14 protein-coding genes are annotated in these 23637 nt (G+C 41.7%); 8 read left to right on the forward strand and 6 right to left on the reverse strand.

Annotation, left to right across the window (positions count from 1 at the left end; translation table 11 throughout):
* The first annotated feature begins 66 nt into the window (after nucleotides 1-66).
* Complete coding sequence (locus IQO02_RS12180) at nucleotides 67-783, forward strand: FadR/GntR family transcriptional regulator (protein WP_010438348.1); 717 nt, start codon at nucleotides 67-69, stop codon at nucleotides 781-783.
* Between the two features lie 210 nt (nucleotides 784-993).
* On the opposite strand, the gene IQO02_RS12185 is transcribed toward IQO02_RS12180, so the two are convergent.
* The 4 genes from IQO02_RS12185 to IQO02_RS12200 all read right to left on the reverse strand — a co-directional run bounded on the left by IQO02_RS12185 (nucleotide 994) and on the right by IQO02_RS12200 (nucleotide 4477).
* Nucleotides 994-2496, reverse strand: coding sequence for a tripartite tricarboxylate transporter permease (locus IQO02_RS12185; RefSeq protein ID WP_016791658.1), 1503 nt, complete (start codon nucleotides 2494-2496; stop codon nucleotides 994-996).
* An 8-nt stretch (nucleotides 2497-2504) separates the two neighbouring features.
* Nucleotides 2505-2966: a tripartite tricarboxylate transporter TctB family protein gene (locus IQO02_RS12190; RefSeq protein WP_010438352.1), complete on the reverse strand. Its 462-nt coding sequence runs from the start codon at nucleotides 2964-2966 to the stop codon at nucleotides 2505-2507.
* A gap of 88 nt (nucleotides 2967-3054) precedes the next feature.
* A complete protein-coding gene (locus IQO02_RS12195; protein ID WP_010438355.1) occupies nucleotides 3055-3981 on the reverse strand; it encodes a tripartite tricarboxylate transporter substrate binding protein in 927 nt (308 codons plus the stop codon).
* A gap of 25 nt (nucleotides 3982-4006) precedes the next feature.
* A complete protein-coding gene (locus tag IQO02_RS12200) occupies nucleotides 4007-4477 on the reverse strand; it encodes a hypothetical protein (RefSeq protein WP_016785024.1) in 471 nt (156 codons plus the stop codon).
* 1139 nt (nucleotides 4478-5616) lie between these two features.
* Between IQO02_RS12200 and IQO02_RS12205 the strand changes: the two genes are divergently transcribed.
* From IQO02_RS12205 to IQO02_RS12230, 6 genes are all read left to right on the forward strand, one after another.
* Complete coding sequence (locus IQO02_RS12205; protein WP_010438360.1) at nucleotides 5617-7395, forward strand: sodium:solute symporter family transporter; 1779 nt, start codon at nucleotides 5617-5619, stop codon at nucleotides 7393-7395.
* 218 nt (nucleotides 7396-7613) lie between these two features.
* On the forward strand, nucleotides 7614-9692 hold the full coding sequence (locus IQO02_RS12210; RefSeq protein ID WP_016785026.1) for a DUF4962 domain-containing protein: 2079 nt from the start codon (nucleotides 7614-7616) through the stop codon (nucleotides 9690-9692).
* A 594-nt stretch (nucleotides 9693-10286) separates the two neighbouring features.
* Nucleotides 10287-11168, forward strand: a complete 882-nt coding sequence (locus IQO02_RS12215; RefSeq protein WP_004733521.1) for an NAD(P)-dependent oxidoreductase — start codon at nucleotides 10287-10289, stop codon at nucleotides 11166-11168.
* Between the two features lie 1087 nt (nucleotides 11169-12255).
* Nucleotides 12256-14127 carry a methyl-accepting chemotaxis protein gene (locus tag IQO02_RS12220; protein WP_010438366.1) on the forward strand — a complete coding sequence of 624 codons (1872 nt, stop codon included), beginning with the start codon at nucleotides 12256-12258 and terminating at the stop codon, nucleotides 14125-14127.
* A 258-nt stretch (nucleotides 14128-14385) separates the two neighbouring features.
* Complete coding sequence (locus tag IQO02_RS12225) at nucleotides 14386-16134, forward strand: polysaccharide lyase family 7 protein (protein ID WP_016791659.1); 1749 nt, start codon at nucleotides 14386-14388, stop codon at nucleotides 16132-16134.
* Nucleotides 16135-16557: 423 nt separating this feature from the next.
* Nucleotides 16558-18126 (forward strand): polysaccharide lyase family 7 protein, encoded by a 1569-nt coding sequence (locus IQO02_RS12230; protein ID WP_102282563.1) that lies wholly within the window; start codon nucleotides 16558-16560, stop codon nucleotides 18124-18126.
* Between the two features lie 591 nt (nucleotides 18127-18717).
* Here IQO02_RS12230 and IQO02_RS12235 read toward each other — a convergent pair.
* Nucleotides 18718-20643 (reverse strand): LamG domain-containing protein, encoded by a 1926-nt coding sequence (locus IQO02_RS12235; protein WP_016785029.1) that lies wholly within the window; start codon nucleotides 20641-20643, stop codon nucleotides 18718-18720.
* A 190-nt stretch (nucleotides 20644-20833) separates the two neighbouring features.
* The gene (locus tag IQO02_RS12240) at nucleotides 20834-21694 is read right to left on the reverse strand and encodes an oligogalacturonate-specific porin KdgM family protein (protein ID WP_016785030.1); all 861 of its coding nucleotides are present in this window, start codon (nucleotides 21692-21694) and stop codon (nucleotides 20834-20836) included.
* Between the two features lie 538 nt (nucleotides 21695-22232).
* Between IQO02_RS12240 and IQO02_RS12245 the strand changes: the two genes are divergently transcribed.
* Complete coding sequence (locus IQO02_RS12245) at nucleotides 22233-23270, forward strand: polysaccharide lyase family 7 protein (protein ID WP_016785031.1); 1038 nt, start codon at nucleotides 22233-22235, stop codon at nucleotides 23268-23270.
* The last annotated feature ends 367 nt before the right edge of the window (nucleotides 23271-23637 follow it).

The following is a 23637-nucleotide window of genomic DNA, read 5'->3' on the forward strand; positions in this document are numbered from 1 at the left end:
GGTTGAAATACTGTTATAGTAATCCTTAAATAATACATAAACATAACATATAAAATAAGTGAACTTATGGTTAGCACTTTTAATTCAATTTCGGGCTCGAAGCGTAGCCTGCACGTGCAAGTAGCGCGTGAAATCGCTCGTGGAATCTTGTCTGGCGATCTGCCGCAAGGTTCTATTATTCCTGGTGAAATGGCGTTATGTGAACAGTTTGGTATTAGCCGAACGGCACTACGTGAAGCAGTTAAACTATTAACTTCTAAAGGTTTGTTAGAGTCCCGCCCGAAAATCGGTACTCGTGTAGTCGACCGCGCATATTGGAACTTTCTTGATCCTCAGCTGATTGAATGGATGGATGGTCTAACCGACATAGATCAATTCTGTTCTCAGTTTTTAGGCCTTCGCCGTGCGATAGAACCTGAAGCGTGCGCACTGGCGGCTAAATTTGCAACGGCTGAACAACGCATTGAACTTTCAGAAATCTTCCAAAAAATGGTAGAAGTGGATGAGGCTGAAGTATTTGATCAAGAGCGTTGGACAGATATTGATACTCGTTTTCATAGCTTGATCTTTAATGCGACAGGTAATGACTTCTACCTGCCATTCGGCAATATCTTGACTACGATGTTCGTGAACTTCATCGTGCACTCTTCTGAAGAAGGAAGCACGTGTATCAATGAACACCGTAGAATCTATGAAGCAATCATGGCTGGTGATAGTGATAAGGCACGAGTTGTGTCTGCTGCACACTTGCAAGATGCCAACCACCGTCTGGCGACGGCGTAATAGAAATAATCTAGAGCGTAGGTAGATGAGTCACCTCATATAGAGATGAACAGCATTACGCTCGGATAAACGACTTAAAAGGGTATGCCAAGTGCATACCTTTTTTGTTGTCTACCGTTTACGAAAATTGGCTGCTTTCATGTATGAAAAAAGCCAGAGACTGTTGTCTCTGGCTTTGAGTTGTTTCAATATTCTAGCTTAAACAAGCGGCTAATCATGATGTTCGTAAGTTTGCTTTTGTTTCTGCTTTTTCTTCATTTTTAACGTTGAATAAACCGAGAATACAGCTAACACGATAAACGCGAGAGCAATAGGACGCTCATAAAGGAAAGACCAACTGCCATCGTACATCAGCAGTGATTTTCTAAGGTTTGTTTCTGCCATTGGCCCTAAGATGATCGCAAGCAGAATCGGTGAAGAAGGGATATCCAGTTTAGTTAAGATAAAGCCAAGTAGACCGAAACCGATTGCAATACCCACATCAAACATCGAGTTGTTAATTGCGTAAGCGCCGACAATTGAAAGGAAGACAATGATTGGAATCATGATGATCTTCGGTACTTCAATGATTCGACAGAAGAAGCGAATACCCAGTAAACCAATCACTAACATCACAAGGTTAGCGACCAACATTGAGCTGAACACGCCATAAACCACTTCGGGGTTTTGGGCGAATAGCAGTGGGCCTGGTGTGAGTCCTTGTACTATAAGTGCACCAAGAAGAACCGCTGCCACGGCATCTCCAGGGACACCTAGTGTTAATAACGGAACTAGCGAGCCACCCGTTACGCCGTTGTTTCCAGATTCAGCGGCTGCAAGGCCACGAACCGAGCCTTTACCAAACTCTTCTGGGTTCTTAGACGAACGTTTTGCTTCGTTGTAACAAACAAATGCAGATATATCAGCACCAGCACCCGGTACCGAGCCGATAGTTGTTCCCATCAAACCACTTTTTATGGCCGTTGGTAGCATTTCTTTGAGATCACTTTTACTTAATAGTTTGTGGTCAAATTTCGGTGCAAAGACTTTCTTTTCAGAGAACAGCTTCTCTAGTTGGTTTAATGCCTCAGATAGAGCGAATAAACCAATTAAGACAGGGATGACATTGATTCCGCTGTAAAGATCCATGATGTCAAAAGTAAATCTTGGCACACTGCTGATTGGGTCGAGTCCAACAGTTGAAACCAATAATCCAATGGTTCCCGCAAGTAACCCTTTAAAAATGTTGTTCGAAGAAACACTCGCAATAATCGTTAAACCAAACAGAGCGAGTGCAAAATATTCTGGCGCATTAAAACGCAGTGCAAAGGTCGCTAATTTAGGCGCAATCGCGATGAGGACGATAGTACTTAACAGCCCGCCAATAAATGATGCAACAGCAGAAATACTTAATGCTCTTGCTGCTTGTCCTCTAACAGCCATAGTGTGACCGTCGAGTACACTTGCTGCAGAAGCCGGTGTTCCTGGGGTTTTAAGTAAAATTGCGGCAATTGAGCCACCGTAAATCCCACCAATGTATACACCAATTAACATCACAAGGGCTGAAGTCGGTTCCATGCCAAAGGTAAATGGAAGGAGAATTGCCACGCCCATTGTCGCTGTAAGTCCGGGTAGTGCGCCTAAAATAACGCCGCCCAGTACGCCAAAAACAAGGACAGGAAGCACTGCAAAGCTAACTGCAGTTGCGAGACCATCGATTAGATATTCAAACATATGACCTCCTAAGACCACGTTGCTTCAGGAAGCGCGATGTAGAACACCTCGCCAAATAGATAGTAAACCGCGAACACAAAGACAACGGCGACAACGTAATAGATTGGCTTCTTCACTTTGAAGTAAACGAGGTAGAACATAAATGCAATCAAACTAGCATAAAGGTAGCCAACTACACTGATGAGTAATGCGTAGCCAATAAGAAAAGCAACGCCGAAAATCGACATCTTGCTTATCATCGCTTCTTGTTGTTCAGAGGCACCTTTTAATTTGTGTTGAACGATGAGAACAATACAGATAGCAATTTGGGCAATCACAATCATCATCGGGAAGAATTTTGCATCGACACTTGCATCTTGGTACATCGGACGATCAAATTGAGTGATCAGCGCGAACGCGATTGCGCTAAGGATAATGATGATAGAAGGGAAAACGACGTTTCGGTTTAAGTAAGAGTGAGAGTTAGACATGGAGTTTACCCCTAAAAAGTAAAGCAAGGGAAAGGTACAAACTAGTAACAGAGGCACAACTGATAAAAGCTGTGCCTCTGAACAAAGGTTATTGAATTAATTGAGTCAATGATTTTGTATCTTCTGCAACAAACTCAGTGAAGGCTTTGTCATCAAGATTGTGAATCGTCATTGCACCTTTCGCCATGAAAGTTTTGAACTCTTCACTTGCCATTGCTTCATCAAATGCAGCCCCCAGCTTCTCGATTACTGCATCAGGTGTATCTTTTGGAGCACCAATACCGCGCCATGTACCTGTTACTACATCAATGCCTTGCTCTTTCAAAGTAGGAACATCTGGAATGTACTGAATACGTTCTTCAGACATGACACCTAATGCCTTTAGTTGGCCTGAACGAAGTTGAGCGATAGCTTCACCAGGAGTAACCATAGTGACGTCTGTGTGATGGCCTAGTACAGCAGGAATTGCTTCTGATGCACCGTTGTAAGGGATAGCGTTTAATTTAATGCCTTGATCTTTTTCAAGAGACATTAGGTAGAAGTTTGGCGCAGCGGTTGAAGCGAATTTTACGCTGCCTGGTTTTTCTTTGGCTTCCTTAATCAGGTCGTTAATCGTGTTGTATGGGCTATCTGCTGCAACCAATACGACCGCAGGATCTAAGTTAACTAAACGAATGAGTTTAAAGTCGTCAGCGGTATGACGCATCAAACCCATTTGAGGAAGTGAAGCGATTTCACGTGTTACTACTGTTAATGTGTAACCATCCGCACGCTGCTGAGCACCAAAGCTCATCCCAACTGCGCCTGCGCCACCAGTACGGTTCATGATTGAAATATTTTGCCCAAGAATGTCTTTCGCGCTATTTGCAAGAGTACGACCAACGGCATCGGTGCCGCCGCCCGCGCCAAATGGCACAACTAAGCGAATGTTTTTGCTTGGATAGTCAGCTGCAATTGACGTTGCAGAAACAAGTATACCGGCTGCTAGCATAATGGATTTTAATAGTTTACTCATAATAAGTACCTTCTGTTTCTAATTATTAGCGATATGTTTTTGTAGGGTTTTCTGCTTTTTCTGTTTGGTATTCGTGCATTGCTAACTGTTCAATAGCTACCGCTATCCAGCCACTGATCAGCATGTCATACCATTGTTGTACACCACTGCAGGCAACAACCACGTTTCCGTAAACAAACGAACCATAAAACAGTAAGTCTTCGTCACGTAGTGAAGATGGGTGTTGGGAGTGCAGTGTTAGATTGCTTGTCGATTCTCGCCACGCTTGTTGTGCTTTCTTACGGGCAAGGTGATCAAACTTGATTGTCCAGTTGTCAGGAGCTCCTAACGACTCTTCATATAGAATGGCGTCTTCAAAAGAGGCTTCCCAAGGCTTGAGGTGTGGATTCATAACGACAATATGCAGTTCTTTTCTATTCGTTCTTTCAAACAGCTTGTCGATAGAGGGTTTAACGATATCGATAGCGTCTTGAGTGATATCTTTCATTGATCGCATTCCACATGTCCTTACGTTTGGTAGATGAATATAGAATATTGTATGACAATAATTCTTCAATTAACGATGACTTGGAAGCGGGGAGCGATCACAAGTGAAAGTCTTCTAACAAGACTTCGATCTTGTTTTGACCATATTCTGGCGGAAATAGTGTGATTCTGGTCTTTTTTTGAGCTGGGTGTAAATGGACACAGATCCAGTTTTATTTTGGCTGATTTCCTAGATATAAATTCACCACCATATGCTCGCCGTTCTGTTAATTCATATGGGAGAAAATTTTGGATTGATAATCGAGCGTCCTATAACACTACGAGTTATATGCGAACATGTCAGCGGCTCACCTGCAAGACGCTAACCACCGTTAAGCTAAACGCGCGTTTCAACTATCATGTGAACTACTTAAACGTCCCGATGAACCATTTATAGGTTCATCAAAACCAGTCAAAAAGGTATACCAAGTGAATGCTTTTTTTGTTTTTAAGAAGTGTGTTGCACCATGTGTAGCACGGTTTTGGTTCACTCCCGATTAACTCTTTCTTAAGGCAATTTTTCTTGTATACGTTTAGCGGTAGTTCTTTTTACCATCGTAATTAAGAGAATATTGCGGCGAGATTTGTGTTTTAGACACTCGATCTCTCCTCAAATAATTATGCGCCATCCAAGATTTTTCATTTTTTATCTTTTGAATCCATCATCATCTCAACAAGATATGTGGCTTCTATATTGAGTAACTTACGTAGAATTCTAATAGAATTAGCTACTCTCAATTGATATAAAACACTGGTTTATTGTGTGATAAATGAGGGTGATTCAGCTCTGATTTGGCTTTTATTATTTTTGAGAATTTTATATTTATATGTGTTTGATTGTATTTGTTAATAAGTGTGCAAAGTCTCAATTTTTTGTAAGTCATTGATTTTTATAGGGTGGTGTTATTGATGGGTGGTTTTTCATGTTTTCACCTCAAACCCCAGTAATTTCCTTAATGGATTAGCCATATTCCATCCTATGTCATATATATAATTAACTTAATCAATCAAAATAAGATCACCATCACTTATTTGGATTATTGTACTACAAATAAGGTTTGAGATTTCCTATAGTCCTCGTATCAAATTACAACGGACAAAGGATACACGATGGAACTCAACACGATTATTGTCGGCATTTATTTCCTATTCTTGATTGCGATAGGTTGGATGTTTAGAACATTTACAAGTACCACCAGTGATTACTTCCGCGGGGGCGGTAATATGCTGTGGTGGATGGTTGGTGCAACCGCCTTTATGACCCAGTTTAGTGCATGGACATTCACCGGTGCGGCAGGTAAAGCGTATAACGATGGTTTTGCCGTAGCGGTTATCTTTATAGCCAATGCTTTTGGTTACTTCATGAACTTTGCATACTTCGCGCCTAAGTTCCGCCAACTACGTGTAGTGACGGTAATAGAAGCAATCCGTATGCGTTTTGGCGCGACTAACGAACAAGTGTTTACTTGGTCTTCAATGCCAAACAGTGTGGTTTCTGCAGGTGTATGGCTAAACGCATTAGCAATCATTGCTTCTGGTATCTTCGGCTTCGACATGACAGCGACTATCTGGATTACTGGTTTAGTAGTATTAGCTATGTCGGTAACTGGCGGTTCATGGGCAGTTATCGCATCTGATTTTATGCAGATGGTTATCATCATGGCAGTTACGGTAACTTGTGCGGTTGTAGCGGTTGTACAAGGTGGTGGTGTTGGCGAAATCGTCAGTAACTTCCCTGTAGCAGAAGGCGGTTCATTCCTTTCTGGTAACAACATTAACTACCTAAGCATCTTCAGCATCTGGGCATTTTTCATCTTCGTGAAGCAATTCTCAATCACGAACAACATGCTTAACTCTTACCGTTACCTAGCGGCTAAAGACTCAAAGAACGCTAAGAAAGCAGCGCTACTTGCATGTATTCTAATGCTTTGTGGTGTATTCATCTGGTTCATGCCTTCTTGGTACATTGCTGGTCAAGGTGTCGACCTAGCAGCAGCTTACCCAGAAGCAGGTAAGAAAGCGGGTGACTTTGCATACCTATACTTTGTACAAGAGTACATGCCAGCAGGTATGGTAGGTCTTCTAGTTGCAGCGATGTTTGCAGCGACAATGTCTTCAATGGACTCAGGTCTAAACCGTAACTCAGGTATCTTTGTTAAGAACTTCTACGAAACTATTGTTCGTAAAGGCAACGCAAGTGAGAAAGAGTTGGTAACAGTTTCTAAGATTACTTCTGCAGTCTTCGGTATTGCTATCATTCTTATCGCCCAGTTCATTAACTCGCTTAAAGGTTTGAGCCTGTTCGATACAATGATGTACGTTGGTGCTCTAATCGGCTTCCCAATGACAATCCCTGCATTCCTTGGCTTCTTCATCAAGAAGACTCCAGACTGGGCAGGTTGGGGTACGCTAGTAGTGGGTGGTCTTGTGTCTTACTACGTAGGTTTCGTTGTAAATGCTGAAATGGTGTCATCTGTATTCGGTCTTGAAGAGCTAACGAGCCGCGAATGGTCTGATGTTAAAGTTGCGATTGGTCTAATTGGTCACATCACACTAACAGGTGGCTTCTTCATCCTATCGACATTGTTCTACAAACCACTGTCTGATAAGCGTCAAGCAGACGTTGATAAGTTCTTCGGTAATCTGTCTACTCCTCTAGTTGCGGAGTCAGCGGAACAGAAAGTTCTGGATAACAAGCAGCGTGAAATGCTTGGTAAACTGATTGCAGTAGCAGGTATTGGTATTATGCTAATGGCTCTGCTAACTAACCCAATGTGGGGACGTCTAGTCTTCATCTTATGTGGTGTGATTGTTGGTGGTGTTGGTGTACTACTTGTGAAAGCGGTCGATGATGGCGGCAAGCAAGCGAAAGCAGTGACTGAAAGCTAATACATAGAAAACGTTTATAATAGAATGCGACGACTCGAAAGGGCGTCGCATTTTTTGCTTTGCGAAGCGAGTAAACGTGTCAGCCTTACAACATCAGACCTAAATCACGAAAACTGTAAAAAATTGTACGATTGAACCGAAATACATTCAATTGTCCTACAATAAGACGTATATTGTTGCTAATTCCTTTCAGTCAACTTGAAAATAAGTGAGTTAGAATGAGCGACCAAAAATCTCTTGATGCAATCAGGAAGATGAAGCTGGAGAATGATACTTCAGCAGGTAATCTTGTAGACCTACTCCCTATCGAAGTACAGAAACGTGACTTCGACCTATCATTCCTAGACAACTTGAGCGAAGCGCGTCCACGTCTTCTTGTTCAAGCTGATCAGTTAGAAGAATTCAAAGCGAAAGTGAAAGCTGATGAAGCTCACTGTATGTTTGATGATTTCTACAACAACTCGACAGTTAAGTTCCTTGAGACTGCTCCTTTTGAAGAGCCTCAAGCGTACCCAGCTGAGACGGTAGGTAAAGCCTCTTTATGGCGTCCTTACTGGCGTCAAATGTACGTTGATTGCCAAATGGCATTGAACGCGACACGTAACCTAGCTATCGCTGGTGTAGTAAAAGAAGACGAAGCGCTCATTGCTAAAGCAAAAGCTTGGACTTTAAAACTGTCTACCTACGATCCAGAAGGCGTGACTTCTCGTGGCTATAACGACGAAGCGGCTTTCCGTGTTATCGCTGCTATGGCTTGGGGCTACGACTGGTTACACGGTTACTTCACCGATGAAGAGCGTCAGCAAGTTCAAGATGCTTTGATTGAGCGTCTAGACGAAATCATGCACCACCTAAAAGTGACGGTTGATCTATTGAACAACCCGCTAAACAGCCACGGTGTTCGTTCGATCTCTTCTGCTATTATTCCAACGTGTATCGCGCTTTACCACGATCACCCGAAAGCAGGCGAGTACATCGCATACGCGCTAGAATACTACGCATTACATTACCCGCCATGGGGCGGTGTAGACGGCGGTTGGGCTGAAGGTCCGGATTACTGGAACACACAAACTGCATTCCTAGGTGAAGCATTCGATCTATTGAAAGCATACTGTGGCGTAGACATGTTTAACAAAACATTCTATGAAAACACCGGTGACTTCCCGCTTTACTGTATGCCTGTTCACTCTAAGCGCGCGAGCTTTTGTGACCAGTCTTCAATCGGTGATTTCCCAGGTCTAAAACTGGCTTACAACATCAAGCACTATGCGGGTGTTAACCAGAAGCCTGAATACGTTTGGTACTATAATCAATTGAAAGGCCGTGATACTGAAGCACACACCAAATTCTACAACTTCGGTTGGTGGGACTTCGGTTACGACGATCTTCGTTTCAACTTCCTTTGGGATGCACCTGAAGAGAAAGCACCATCGAACGATCCACTGTTGAAAGTATTCCCAATCACGGGTTGGGCTGCATTCCACAACAAGATGACTGAGCGTGATAACCATATCCATATGGTATTTAAATGTTCTCCGTTTGGCTCAATCAGCCACTCTCACGGTGACCAAAATGCATTCACGTTGCATGCATTCGGTGAAACGCTAGCGTCAATCACTGGCTACTACGGTGGTTTCGGTGTTGATATGCACACGAAATGGCGTCGTCAAACGTTCTCTAAAAACCTTCCACTATTTGGCGGCAAAGGTCAGTATGGTGAGAACAAGAACACAGGCTACGAAAACCACCAAGATCGTTTCTGTATCGAAGCGGGCGGTACTATTTCTGACTTCGACACAGAATCTGATGTGAAGATGGTTGAAGGTGATGCAACGGCTTCTTACAAGTACTTCGTTCCTGAAATTGAATCTTACAAGCGTAAGGTCTGGTTCGTTCAAGGTAAAGTATTCGTAATGCAAGACAAGGCAACGCTTTCTGAAGAGAAAGATATGACTTGGCTCATGCATACCACTTTCGCAAACGAAGTGGCAGACAAGTCTTTCACTATCCGCGGCGAAGTTGCGCACCTAGACGTAAACTTTATTAACGAGTCTGCTGATAACATCACTTCAGTTAAGAACGTTGAAGGCTTTGGTGAAGTTGACCCATACGAGTTCAAAGATCTTGAGATCCACCGTCACGTTGAAGTGGAATTCAAGGCGTCTAAAGAGCACAACATCCTGACGCTTCTTGTTCCTAATAAGAACGAAGGCGAACAAGTTGAAGTGTCTCACAAGCTTGAAGGCAACATGTTAGTGCTCAATGTTGACGGTGAAACGGTTTCGATCGAACTGTAATTCGCTGAAGTAACAGAAGCTAGATATAAAAACTCCGAGTGAAAGTTCGGAGTTTTTTTTTGCCTAGCGAAAATGACAATCTTTATTCCAATGTACCTTCATTTTACTTGGGTTAATGCTAAAGAGCATTTGATAGCCTCTCAACGGCAAACCAATGGTACGGGCTGATGGAGCTGATGTAGGGCAAGACAGGACACGTATTCGACAATAATGTTGAGTGCAAATGTTCAGGGTCGTATAAGAGGCTCGTATGTATGGCTTTGTGGTTTCCAAGAAATTTTCATCACTTATTAATAATGAAGGACCTCAGCCACTGGTAGAAAAAGAAATAGAGAACTAAAAGTAGGTTGGTTTTAGTGTGCTCATATTTATTGCGTTAACTATAATGTGCGACATTTTTTAAATGAACGGTTTCTTAAAGGGGATATCGTTCCGGTAAATATAAAACGTAAGCCATATTTTGTCGTAAATTGTATCGCCGTCACAACTTACGCCTAAGCATCAAATGAATGCCTTAAAACTATTGCGAAACGAGAAAGACGTAGTTATTATAATGAGCATATAATCATACAATACTATATTTGGAGTTTGAACATGACTAAACCTGTAATCGGTTTCATTGGCCTAGGTCTTATGGGCGGCAACATGGTTGAAAACCTGCAAAAGCGCGGCTACCACGTAAACGTAATGGACCTAAGCGCTGAAGCTGTTGCTCGCGTTACAGATCGCGGCAATGCGACTGCATTCACTTCTGCTAAAGAACTCGCTGCAGCAAGTGACATTGTTCAATTTTGTCTTACAACTTCAGCTGTTGTTGAAAAAATCGTATACGGCGAAGATGGCGTTCTTGCGGGCATCAAAGAAGGCGCAGTACTAGTAGACTTCGGTACTTCTATCCCTGCTTCTACTAAGAAGATCGGTGCAGCTCTTGCTGAGAAAGGCGCTGGCATGATCGACGCTCCTCTAGGCCGTACACCTGCACACGCTAAAGATGGTCTTCTGAACATCATGGCTGCTGGCGACATGGAAACTTTCAACAAAGTTAAACCTGTTCTTGAAGAGCAAGGCGAAAACGTATTCCACCTAGGTGCTCTAGGTTCAGGTCACGTGACTAAGCTTGTGAACAACTTCATGGGTATGACAACTGTTGCGACTATGTCTCAAGCTTTCGCTGTTGCTCAACGCGCTGGTGTTGATGGCCAACAACTGTTTGATATCATGTCTGCAGGTCCATCTAACTCTCCGTTTATGCAATTCTGTAAGTTCTACGCTGTAGACGGTGAAGAGAAGCTAGGTTTCTCTGTTGCAAACGCAAACAAAGACCTTGGCTACTTCCTTGCTCTTTGTGAAGAGCTAGGTACTGAGTCTCTAATTGCTCAAGGTACTGCAACAAGCCTACAAGCTGCTGTTGACGCAGGCATGGGTAACAACGATGTACCAGTAATCTTCGACTACTTCGCTAAACTAGAGAAGTAATCGACGTACGACCTCGTTAGGGTATGGCTTGTCTTTTTGGCAGCGATACCTCAACGAGGTTCGTTTTTATCTGCAGTTCATATTTTCTCATACAACTCTTCGTAATCGTTTTTCTTTCTACTATTCTTCCTTTCTAATTACGTTCTGTTTTGCCTAATCAAAGCTCTAATTTGATTTCAACTCTTAATGCGTTAGTTTCCAACGCCATTCAGCTTCAAGCCATTATCCTCGTATCAAACCAATCGCCTATCTTTTGGTAAACCGAAACCTTAGTCAATTAAGTTCCTAGTAAACCAAGCCGCAAACTTTAAAACCAACACTGTTGTTGTCTAGCTTTAAGCGGATTATCAGCTCGAACACCTGAAAAGAAAGCAAAAAAAAGCCCACACAGCTGGTGACTATGTGGGCGTATTCGGACGAGCCGTCTGAAAAAACGAATGAACAATCATAAGTGAAATAACGATTAACGAGATCCCCCGACAGTTTCTACGTTAAACGTGTTCAATGACCTCAAAGCAAATTGCTTCAATTACCACTTTGAATTGAACAAAAGGATTCAGAAAGAACTTAAGTTATGATTCAAATACACTATACATCAAGGCTTATTGTATTACAAATAAATCTTGGTCTTGAATGCCTTTAGTGAATGGTTGGTTTGTGAAAGTGTGAGTTCATCGTCATTTTTACGCATGATTAGATCGCAGGGGATAGTTAAAATTATTGATGATAATTATCGGCGAAAATAGGATCTTTTTATTTAAAGTTCGGACATTTTACAAAATTTTGACGATTTTATCCGACAAGGATAAAGTAAAAATGCATAAATGATACCTATGTCACAGGGTGTTTACAGTCGGTTTTAATATATCAAGATCGCTCACAGAAAGAGTTGTCAATTAAACATACAATATTAATTAAATTGTGGTTGTAGCGATGAATCGACATGGATACGTAACGTTTTACCGTATCTTCGATAATGCAAAATATGACCATTTTATTCGGATGAAAATAATAGACATAGGTTATATGGATAATGAGTTTTATGAATTCAAAATTGTCTCTAGGGTTTAAAGGAAAACTGATTTTAATGGTGGCTATCGTTAGTACCAGTGCTTTAGTATTCACGAACTGGTTTACGCTCGATTTGGCGACAGAACAAGTCAACCAAACGATTTACAACGAGATCGACCATTCGTTAACGATAGAAATTAACCAAATTGAAAATACCGTTCAGAGAACCATCGATACCGTAAATTCAGTTGCTCAAGAGTTCATGAAGTCACCATACCAGGTACCTAACGAAGCGCTTATGCACTATGCCGCTAAGCTAGGTGGCATCGACAAAATTGTGGTGGGTTTCGACGACGGACGTTCTTATACATCTCGACCTTCAGAGTCTTTCCCTAACGGTGTTGGACTAAAAGAAAAGTATAACCCAACGACTCGCCCTTGGTATCAACAAGCGAAACTGAAGTCAGGTTTATCTTTTAGTGACCTATTTTTCACTAAGAGTACTCAAGTACCAATGATTGGTGTGACGTATTCGTATCAAGACCGTGTGATCATGGCAGACATTCGATTTGATGACTTAAAAGCGCAACTCGAACAGTTAGACGGAATTTATCAAGCGAAAGGTATCATTGTTGATGAAAGAGGGATGGTTGTTGCTTCAACAATAGAGAACGTACTTCCGCAAACCAACATATCTTCTGCAGACACGCAGATGAAACTCAAAAATGCCATTGAACAGCCTGATCAATTTATCGAGGGCGTAATTGATGGAAACCCAAGGATCTTGATGGCGAAGAAAGTTGATATCGGCAGCCAAAAAGAGTGGTACATGATATCCAGTATCGATCCTGAGCTAGCGCTCGATCAATTGAACGGTGTGATGTCAAGTACTCGAATGCTGATTGTCGCTTGTGTATTTGGTTCAGTGATACTGATGATATTACTTCTGAATCGTTTTTACCGCCCAATAGTGTCGCTGCGCAAAATCGTTCACGATCTATCTCAGGGCAACGGAGACTTAACTCGAAGGCTGGTAGAGAAGGGCAATGATGACTTAGGGCACATCGCTAAAGACATCAATTTGTTCATCATTGGCCTGCAAGAAATGGTTAAAGACGTGAAATTCAAGAACTCGGATCTCGATACCAAAGTTTTGAGTATTCGAGAGGGCTGTAAAGAGACCAGTAATGTATTGAAAGTTCACACTGACGAAACCGTTCAAGTTGTCTCTGCGATTAATGGGCTTTCAGAAGCGTCTAACGAAGTAGAGAAGAGCTCTCAATCGGCGGCAGACGCAGCGCGAGATGCGGCCGTGTTCAGTGATGAAACCAAGCAAATCAATACGGTAACTGAAACGTATATCAGTGATCTTGAAAAGCAAGTGTGCACGACTTCTGATGACATCCGGTCTATGGCCAACGAAACGCAGAGCATACAGTCTATCGTTTCTGTGATTGGTGGTATTGCTGAGCAAACCAACTTGCTGGCATTGAATGCGTCGATAGAAGCAGCGCGTGCCGGCGAACACGGTCGAGGTTTTGCTGTGGTGGCTGATGAAGTTCGTGCACTGGCTAACCGAACTCAAATCAGCACTTCTGAAATAGAAGAGGCGCTATTGGGTTTACAGTCGAAATCAGATGGTTTAGTTAAATCGATTGAACTGACCAAAAGTAATTGTGAGATGACTCGTGCTCAAGTAATCCAAGCGGTAAACATGCTGGCTAAGCTAACTGAGCAGATGGAAACCGTGAGCCGTTTCAATAACGACATTTCGGGGTCTTCTGTGGAGCAAAACGCATTGATTCAGAGTATTGCTAAGAACATGCATAAGATTGAAAGCTTCGTTGAAGAGCTGAACAAGTTAAGCCAAGACCAACTGACAGAGTCGGCAGAAATCAAAACGCTTAATGGCAGCGTCAGTGAGCTTATGAGCAGCTTTAAAGTTTAGCAGGTTCACAATTAATATTTAAATTGGGCGCTAATTAATACTAATTTTCAATAGCTTAACTTAATTTATCACACTGAAAGCCACTCAATAACGTTCGAGTTTAGAGTGGCATTTCTGCGTTTTATCATATAGAAAACGCCGTATTCCTTACTCATTTCACTTGATTTGTCGCATCTCACATTCTGATAATTACACAATTGACATAAAATAGTACAAATATACATTATCACTCAACTCTTATGGATAAGTGAGATAAATGTGAATAAGCCAATTTTTGTCGTCGTGCTCGCTTCGCTTACGTATGGCTGCGGTGGAAGCAGTTCAAATAATTCAAGTGACAGCAGTGACCCATCTGGTAGCAATCCAGGAACGTCTTATGGTGTTGTCGCACCTTACGATATCGCAAAATATCAAAACATACTCTCTAGTTCCGATCTTCAGGTATCGGATCCTAACGGCACAGAGGGTAACAAAACCTCTGAAGTGAAAGATGGCGATTTCGATGGTTACATCAGTGATTACTTTTATGCAGATGAAGAGACGGAAAACCTAATTTTTAAAATGGCGAACTATAAGATGCGTTCTGAGGTTCGTGAGGGAGAAAACTTCGATATCAATGAAACGGGTGTAAGACGAAGCCTGTATGCGGAAATAAGCTTACCTGATATCGAACATGCAATGGCGAGCTCACCTGCCGATCATGATGAAGTGACGATGTTACAGATACATAATAAAGGTACGGACGAGAGCGGAACTGGTTATATTCCTCATCCGCTATTACGTGTGGTTTGGGAACAAGAACGCGATGGTATCACAGGCCACTATTGGGCCGTAATGAAAAACAACGCCATTGACTGCAGCAGTGCTTCAGACTCTTCAAACTGTTATGCCACCTCTTATGATCGGTACGATTTAGGAGAGGCAGATCTTGATAGCTTTACTAAATTTGATCTTTCTGTTTATGAAAATACATTGTCGATCAAAGTGAATGATGAAGTAAAAGTGGACCAAGATATCGCCTATTGGGAGCATCTCCTAAGCTATTTTAAAGCGGGTATATATAACCAGTTTGAAAACGGTGAAGCTACGGCCTATTTTCAAGCGTTAAGATACACCACAACCCAAATCAGTGGTTCAAACGATTGGGATATTAATGATTGGAAGTTGACGATTCCCGCGAGCAAAGATACTTGGTATGGCAGTGGCGGCGATAGTGCTGCTGAATTAGAGCCTGAACGTTGTGAGTCGAGCAAGGGCCTTCTCGCTAATGACAGCGATGTCTACCATAGCGATATTGATCTTTCTTATTTCAACACGGATGAAGGAAGAATTCACTTTAGAGCGGATATGGGGTACGGCACTACGACACAAAATTCTAGCTATATTCGTTCTGAGTTAAGAGAGTTGTATCAAAGCAATGCACAACCGGATTGCAGCACCAGCGATGAAGACACTAGTTGGTATCTGAACGATATAAGAACAAGTGCAACCACTCACGAATTGACGGCAACATTACGAGTTGAAAACTATCCAAATCTCAATAACCAAGACCCGAAAGTGGTACTCGGACAAATCCATGGTTGGAAAATTAATCAAGCACTGGTGAAGCTCTTATGGGAAGGAGAGGATAAGCCCGTCCGAGTTATACTCAACTCCGATTTTGAGCGCAACAATCAAGATTGCAGCGATTGTGAACCATTCAGTGTTGAATTAGGTACATATTCAGCCAGTGAAGAGTGGCGATATACGATTCGAACCAATCAAGACGGTGTTTATCTGGCAACTCATGATTCAGATGGAACCAATACGGTTTCGCATTTAATTCCTTGGGGCGAAGATTACCAAGACAAAGACGGGGACACTGTTTCGTTAACGTCAGAGTGGACATCTACCGATATCGCATTCTATTTCAAAGCGGGTATCTATCCACAATTTAAGCCAGATAGCGACTATACAGGTGAAGTGTTTGATGTGAGCTTCAGTTCGTTAAGGGTTGAACATAACTGATTTGATAGATGGCTAATGAGCTATTACGGTAATTTTAAGACCACATTGGTGACTAACAATGTGGTCTTTTTACTTTTCGGAGAGGTGAATATAGGGTCCGTTCACAATGATGTATGACCAGCTGCGTTGAGTTTGAAAATGGCAATTTTATCTTGGAATTTTTAAGTTTGTGAGCTCATTTCGCATTCTGAATTAATATATATTGTCTTTTATCAATAGGAAATGTGATCCAGTTAAAGTATGGAAAAACGGAAAGTGTCCTCAGTCTCATTTATTCAACGAAATGTTTTATTTGTATTATAAGATTACGTAATATTTTTGTGTTATCGCAAATATTGAGAGAGGAATCGCCTTATAGCTCGTGTTTGCAGGTTCTACTTTCACTTATAAATGCTGCCTTTGTATTATAATAATGGATTAAATATGAAACAAATTACTATAAAAACCCTACTCGCTTCTTCTATCTTACTTGCGGTTGGTTGTGCGAGCACGAGCACACCTACTGCTGATTTTCCAAACAACAAAGAAACCGGTGAAGCTCTCCTGACGCCGGTTGCTATGACGGCTAGCAGCCACGATGGTAACGGTCCAGATCGTTTGTTTGACCAAGATCTAACAACACGTTGGTCTTCAGCAGGTGACGGCGAGTGGGCAATGTTGGACTATGGCTCAGTTCAAGAATTTGACGCTGTTCAGGCATCATTTAGCAAAGGTAACGAGCGTCAATCTAAATTTGATATTCAAGTCAGTGTTGATGGCGAAAGCTGGACAACAGTACTTGAGAACCAAATGAGTTCAGGTAAAGCGATTGGCCTAGAGCGTTTCCAGTTTGAGCCAGCAGTTCAAGCTCGTTACGTACGATACGTTGGTCACGGCAACACCAAAAACGGTTGGAACAGTGTGACTGAGTTAGCTGCTGTTAACTGTAACGTTAACGCTTGTCCTACTAGCCACATTATTACCCCTGCAGTAGTAGCAGCAGAACAAACAATGATCGCTGAAATGAAAGCTGCGGAAAAAGCGCGTAAGGCAGCACGTAAAGATCTACGTTCTGGTAATTTCGGTGTCGCAGCGGTTTACCCTTGTGAGACAACAATGAAATGTGAAACACGCACTGCGTTACCTGTACCAACGGGTTTACCTGAAACACCTCTAGCAGGTAATGCTCCGAGCGAAAACTTTGATATGACCCACTGGTATCTATCTCAGCCTTTCGATCATGATAAAAATGGCAAGCCTGATGATGTTTCTGAGTGGAACCTAGCAAACGGTTACCAGCATCCAGAAATCTTCTATACTGCTGACGATGGCGGCCTAGTATTCAAAGCTTACGTGAAGGGTGTACGTACCTCTAAAAACACTAAGTACGCACGTACGGAGCTTCGTGAAATGATGCGCCGTGGTGACCAATCTATTAGCACTAAGGGTGTTAACAAGAACAACTGGGTATTTTCAAGCGCGCCTGAATCAGATTTAGAAGCGGCAGCGGGTATTGATGGTGTTCTAGAAGCTACCTTGAAAATCGATCACGCAACAACGACCGGTAATGCGAACGAAGTAGGCCGCTTTATCATTGGTCAGATTCATGATCAAAACGATGAGCCAATTCGTTTGTACTACCGTAAACTACCAAACCAAGCAACGGGTGCGGTTTACTTTGCACACGAAAGCCAAGATGCGACAAAAGAAGATTTTTACCCTCTAGTGGGCGATATGACAGCTGAAGTAGGTGACGATGGTATCGCGCTTGGTGAGGTGTTCAGCTACCGTATTGACGTTAAAGGCAACACGATGACTGTTAGCTTAATGCGTGAAGGCAAAGATGACGTTGTACAAGTCGTAGATATGAGCGAAAGCGGCTACGACGCAGGTGGTAAGTACATGTACTTCAAGGCTGGTGTATATAATCAAAACATCAGTGGTGACCTAGACGATTATTCACAAGCGACTTTCTACCAGCTAGACGTATCGCACGATCAATACAAAAAGTAATCTAAACGGATAAACAATAGCCTCCAACCTCTCGAGTTTGGAGGCTTTTTTGTGTCTGTTATTTGGGCAGAAACCATCAGTTGTTAAAGATAGGCATATAGATTAAAAGTTGGTGGTTGACCTTAACTTCTGTTTTGAGCATCCTCTTTCCGATCCCCTAATCTAATATCCAACACATAGCCTTTCATTCGTTCATAGACCTGCATCAATAAGCCATATATTAACAATCTAGGGTTAGTGTTAAACATTGGCTTAGGTTGCTTTGGGTTTGTTCAAACTGATCGCCATATCGCTATCAATACTTATATTTAACACTAGATACTAAGGGCAATTTATTGGCTGATAATACCTTGCACCTAGGATGATTAGTTCTGGAAGTCATTGAATAAACAACGGGGTTTGTATCGGTAAACTGAAATTGAGTTGGCTATTAAAAGCCCAAATAACAGGACGGGGAGGTTAGGAGGTTACTACTTTTGAAGTTAGGAGCTTTTAGAGATTTAGATGAGTAGGTTTGAGGTATATATTGGAATACCGATTACAAAAAAGCCTCTAGCAGAACTAGAGGCTATTGGCGCAATCAAAGAGTTATTACTCAGCAGTAAATTGAGCTACACGTTCTTGAATTTGTACATCAGTCAGAACTGTATTCCAAACTGCGATATTGTCCACCGACCCATCGAAGTTTTTATCACTACTAGAAGAGCCACCTAAAAGAATAAATTTGTCATCTGTTGTATTTTCAATAACAGAAAAATCGACACTTTTCGAGTGAGCAAGAGTACCATCTATATATAAGTTAGCAGTCGAATCTAAGTGGTTGTAAGTCGCTAAGATGTGATACCAATTATCTTCAACAAGATAAACGTCTCCTTCACTAGACTTCGCTTCTGTACTCAAGCCCTTGTCATCTGCATCAAGACCGCCGTAAACCTTAAACTTGATGGAGTTGTCTGATGACTCGAGGTAGAGTTTAAACCCCAAGTAGTCACTAGTTTCTGCAAAATCAACAAGTGAAACGTCGGAATCATACCCAAAACGATCTGCTTTAATAACCGTCTCTACAGAGAATGAATCCTCAATGGCTTGAGCTCCAGTAGTAGTTGTCGAAGTTGCATTGTAGTAAATGTAACCATAGCCTCCACCTGTAGCTGAATCTTGGTCAATATGCATAGCTCCAGTACCTGCAGCGCCAGAGGTCGTAGTGATCAAAGGAGAGCCTGATTTACTTGTCAAATCATTGTCGGCACTACCGCTGTCAGTTGTGTAGTCAGCGTTGTCAAAAGTGTACTCATTTAAAGCAACCGGGAAGTCACCATCTACTGGTGGCTCAGGCTCAGTATTGCCACCATCAACAACAACTGTCGCTTCCGCAGTATTGTTGTTGTACGGATTACCTGATAGCGCTTGGCCGTTCGGGTAATTGTTAAAGTTATCTTCAAACACTAGCTCATCAGAAGCTGTGTCATTCGAATAAACTTTAAAGTTGTCAGCGTTTAACTCGTAGTGTGTTGTGTTAGAAGTATCACCAAGCTTCAATGACACGATAGTAACGGCAGCTTTGTCGAAAGCCTCAAAACCGTTGCCGCTATTGTCGTATACAGTGTCATTGACTTTGAATGTGTAGTAACCGCTCGCCCAACTGATTTCAACCGCGAGATCTTCACCTAAAGTGTAAGTGCCTACAGGCTCATCAGGAATTTGAGGTTTACCGCTACTATCGGTAACCGTGGAACGGTAGAAAATTTCTCCAGCATTAAAAATAACTTCGCCGTGTAAATTAGTGTTAGAAGTACCAGAAGCGTAGAGACTAATATAAGCGTTGTTACCTGAACCATTCGCTTCTTGCTCGGTGTCTTCATCTACTTGGTAGATTAAGTCAACGGTTACCTTTCCTGATGCGATACTGTCTACTGTTGCCCCTGTGCTGCTGTCAGACAATTTCAAACGTAGTTCACCCACATCATTCTTTACACCGCCATTGTTGGTGTCCAAGATTTGAACGTAGCCATTGATACCATTTGCTTCATTGGCTTCACTGATAGCTTCTTGTACGGCGTCAGTCGCAGTTTGGTCTGAACCAGAGTAGTCTATGCCAGTGGTGTTATCTGAAATATTCAGAGCACCAGCGTCATCGAAAGAAAAAACACCATCTAGAATTTCGATCGTTGATGTGCCTGTTTCATAATATGTGAAAGAGACCGTACCGGCTTCTTCATCATAATTATTAGTAGAAGCACTTGCATCTTTAATCGTGTAAGTACCTAAGTCATCATCATCGTCATAGTATTTATGATTGCCATCTTCTTGGAAAACATAAACATTTGGTAGATCAGCGTTTGATGACGCGGAAATTGAAGAAGAGTTACCATCACTGATTTGCCAGTAACCTGTTGTTAGTACTGACTCTTGGCTGCCAGCACCTGAATCCGTCGGAATAGGTAAACCGTCACTGTTACAACCAAATAATAAACCTGTCGAAAGAGCAACAGCTGTAGCGACTTTAGAAATCTGCATAAAATATTCTCTTTATGATATTAAATCCATATGTAAATCACATAAGAAATAGATAATGAATAGTCGTTAAATATTTATTAGGATGAAACTAACGTTAATTAGAACATCCTATTATTTAAATAAAGTGCTTAAAATATGCCCCAAAAATTTACAAGAGGAGAGGGGTATTTTATAAATTGACTATTTCTAATTAGAATGAGTAAGCAACACCAACACGGTATTTTGCTTCGCGATCTTTAGAAGATGAGCTGATATCAGAAGACCAAATTTCAGCAAAAGGTTTCCAAGAACCGAACTTGTAGTTTACTTTTAAGCCAGCATCCCATTCCCAGTCATCACTATTATAAAGAAGTACGTTATCCAAAGATTTTACATAGTTTGCTTCGTAAGAAAGACCAAGCTTCGGTAGAGACTCAATTTTATATGCACCTGTTAGCGTTATTTTGGATTTTTGAGCTGATTCTAAACGTTCGCCAGTTTCTGAATCCTTATCACCAAACTGTGTATGGTTGCGGAAATCAGCATATTCATGACGGTAACGAATAGCGGTTGTTAAACCCATGTCTGCTTTGTAGCCAACGCGGAATTGTGGTTTGTAAGTGACTTTTTTCATTTTCCAGTCACCTTCGTTAGAATTAGGCTCATCCCAATCCCAAGCAATAGGCATACCCACTTGTAGATACCAATTGTTATCTATTTTGTATGTCGCAGTGTTATCGATTTCCATACCATAGATGTACCAATTGCCACCGTAAAAACTCTGGCTGTTCGCTGATTTAACTTCGCCAGAATCTGCGTCGTAGTAAGAATCGTCAGTATGGAATTTAACTTCAAGGCCCGTTGAGTGCTTCCACTTATCTGACAGTTTAAAGCTTTCACCTAGCTTCACTCGGTGTTGATGGCGAGCGTCTACGTGAGCCGTGTCGCCATTTGTTTTTGTATAATCCGTCGCAGCACGATACTCGTAACGATAATCAAGAGATGCACCAGTAGCTGTGCCCGCTAAAAGAGTACATGCAACAGCTGCAGCAATTTTTGTAACAGAATTCATACCTTTGTCTCACTATTATTTTTTTATTCTGGATACATCCAATGTACCCGTGGCTCACAAACCAATACCTTACATGGTATTAAATTAATGTATGACAAATATGGTATTTATTATTGAGTCAGATTTCTGTGAGATCTATCAAAAAGTTCTGACTAATGGCCCAAATATATAGCTAAATGTTATGAATATCTCAATTTAGGGCTTGTGTATTAAATCAATCATGACGTACTTCTCATATTCACAAACCTTAGAAACTCACTTTTTTGCATGTGTTAAAATAATACAAATATTAAGTGTTTCTATATGTTAATAATGATGATTTTAACCATCGTGGCTTAAACATAGGGAGCATGTTGAGAGGCATAAATATAAACCATAGCCAGATGTTTAATAAAAGTTAAAAAATGGCTAAATGTAAATTCTATTTATCGGTTGGCTTATTTAAGTCGAAGAGAAAATATTTAGTACTAATTCGTGTTCAAAAGTGGTTTCTGTACTGAGTGTGTACTCGGTATCTGTTAACAATAAAGGATGAGTCATGTTTAAGAAAAACATATTAGCAGTGGCGCTATTAGCGACTGTACCAATGGTTACTTTCGCAAATAACGGTGTTTCTTACCCCGTACCTGCCGATAAATTCGATATGCACAATTGGAAAATAACTATACCTTCAGATATCAATGAAGATGGTCGTGTTGATGAAATAGAAGGGGTGGCAATGATGAGCTACTCACATAGCGACTTCTTCCATCTGGATAAAGATGGCAATCTTGTATTTGAAGTGCAGAACCAAGCGATTACGACTAAGAACTCGAAGAATGCACGTTCTGAACTGCGTCAGATGCCACGTGGTGCAAACTTTTCGATTGATACTGCTGATAAAGGAAACCAATGGGCACTGTCTAGCCACCCATCTGCCTCAGAGTACAGTGCGGTTGGTGGAACGCTGGAAGCGACATTAAAAGTCAATCATGTCTCTATGAACGCTAAATTCCCAGAGAGATATCCAGCTCATTCAGTCGTTGTTGGCCAAATACACGCTAAGAAACACAATGAACTGATTAAAGCGGGAACAGGTTACGGCCACGGTAATGAACCACTGAAGATCTTCTACAAGAAGTTTCCGGGCCAAGAAATGGGCTCAGTATTTTGGAACTATGAACGTAACCTAGAGAAGAAAGATCCTAACCGTGCCGACATCGCTTATCCTGTTTGGGGCAACACTTGGGAAAACCCAGCAGAACCGGGTGAAGCGGGCATTGCACTAGGCGAAGAGTTTAGTTACAAAGTGGAAGTAAAAGGTACCATGATGTATCTAACGTTTGAAACAGAGCGTCACGATACGGTTAAGTATGAAATCGACCTGAGTAAAGGTGTCGATGAACTTGACTCACCAACGGGCTATGCTGAAGATGATTTTTACTATAAAGCTGGCGCATATGGCCAGTGTAGCGTAAATGACACTCACCCTGTTTGGGGCCCAGGTTGTGCTGGCACTGGCGATTTTGCGGTCGATAAAAAGAATGGCGACTACAACAGTGTTACTTTCTCTGCTCTTAAGCTTAACGGCAAATAGATACGGAATAGAGCAGGTAACAAGTTAGCTCAATCAAGCATTTTTAATGGCCACTTAGCTCAATGTTAAGTGGCCTTTTTTTATTCGAGCCTTTGTGTATGGCACTTGTGTTTGTTCGTGCATCTAACATATCAAGACGGCTGGTTGCTCTTGATTAATGTCATATGCGGTCTGATTATCGAGGTTTGTAAATGGCTCTCACTTAAGCTATTGAGCGTTAGTTAACCCAAGGGGGTTGATTAACTCAAAACTAGAATCCATCCAATATAAAACAAAACAGCCTTGTCAGAAGACAAGGCTGTTAATCAAACTGCTTAGAGCTTAGAGCTTAGAGCTTAGAGCTTAGAGCTTAGAGGGTACGACGGCG

The sequence above is a fragment of the Vibrio sp. OPT24 genome (assembly GCF_015163545.1).
GTDB lineage: Bacteria > Pseudomonadota > Gammaproteobacteria > Enterobacterales > Vibrionaceae > Vibrio > Vibrio cyclitrophicus.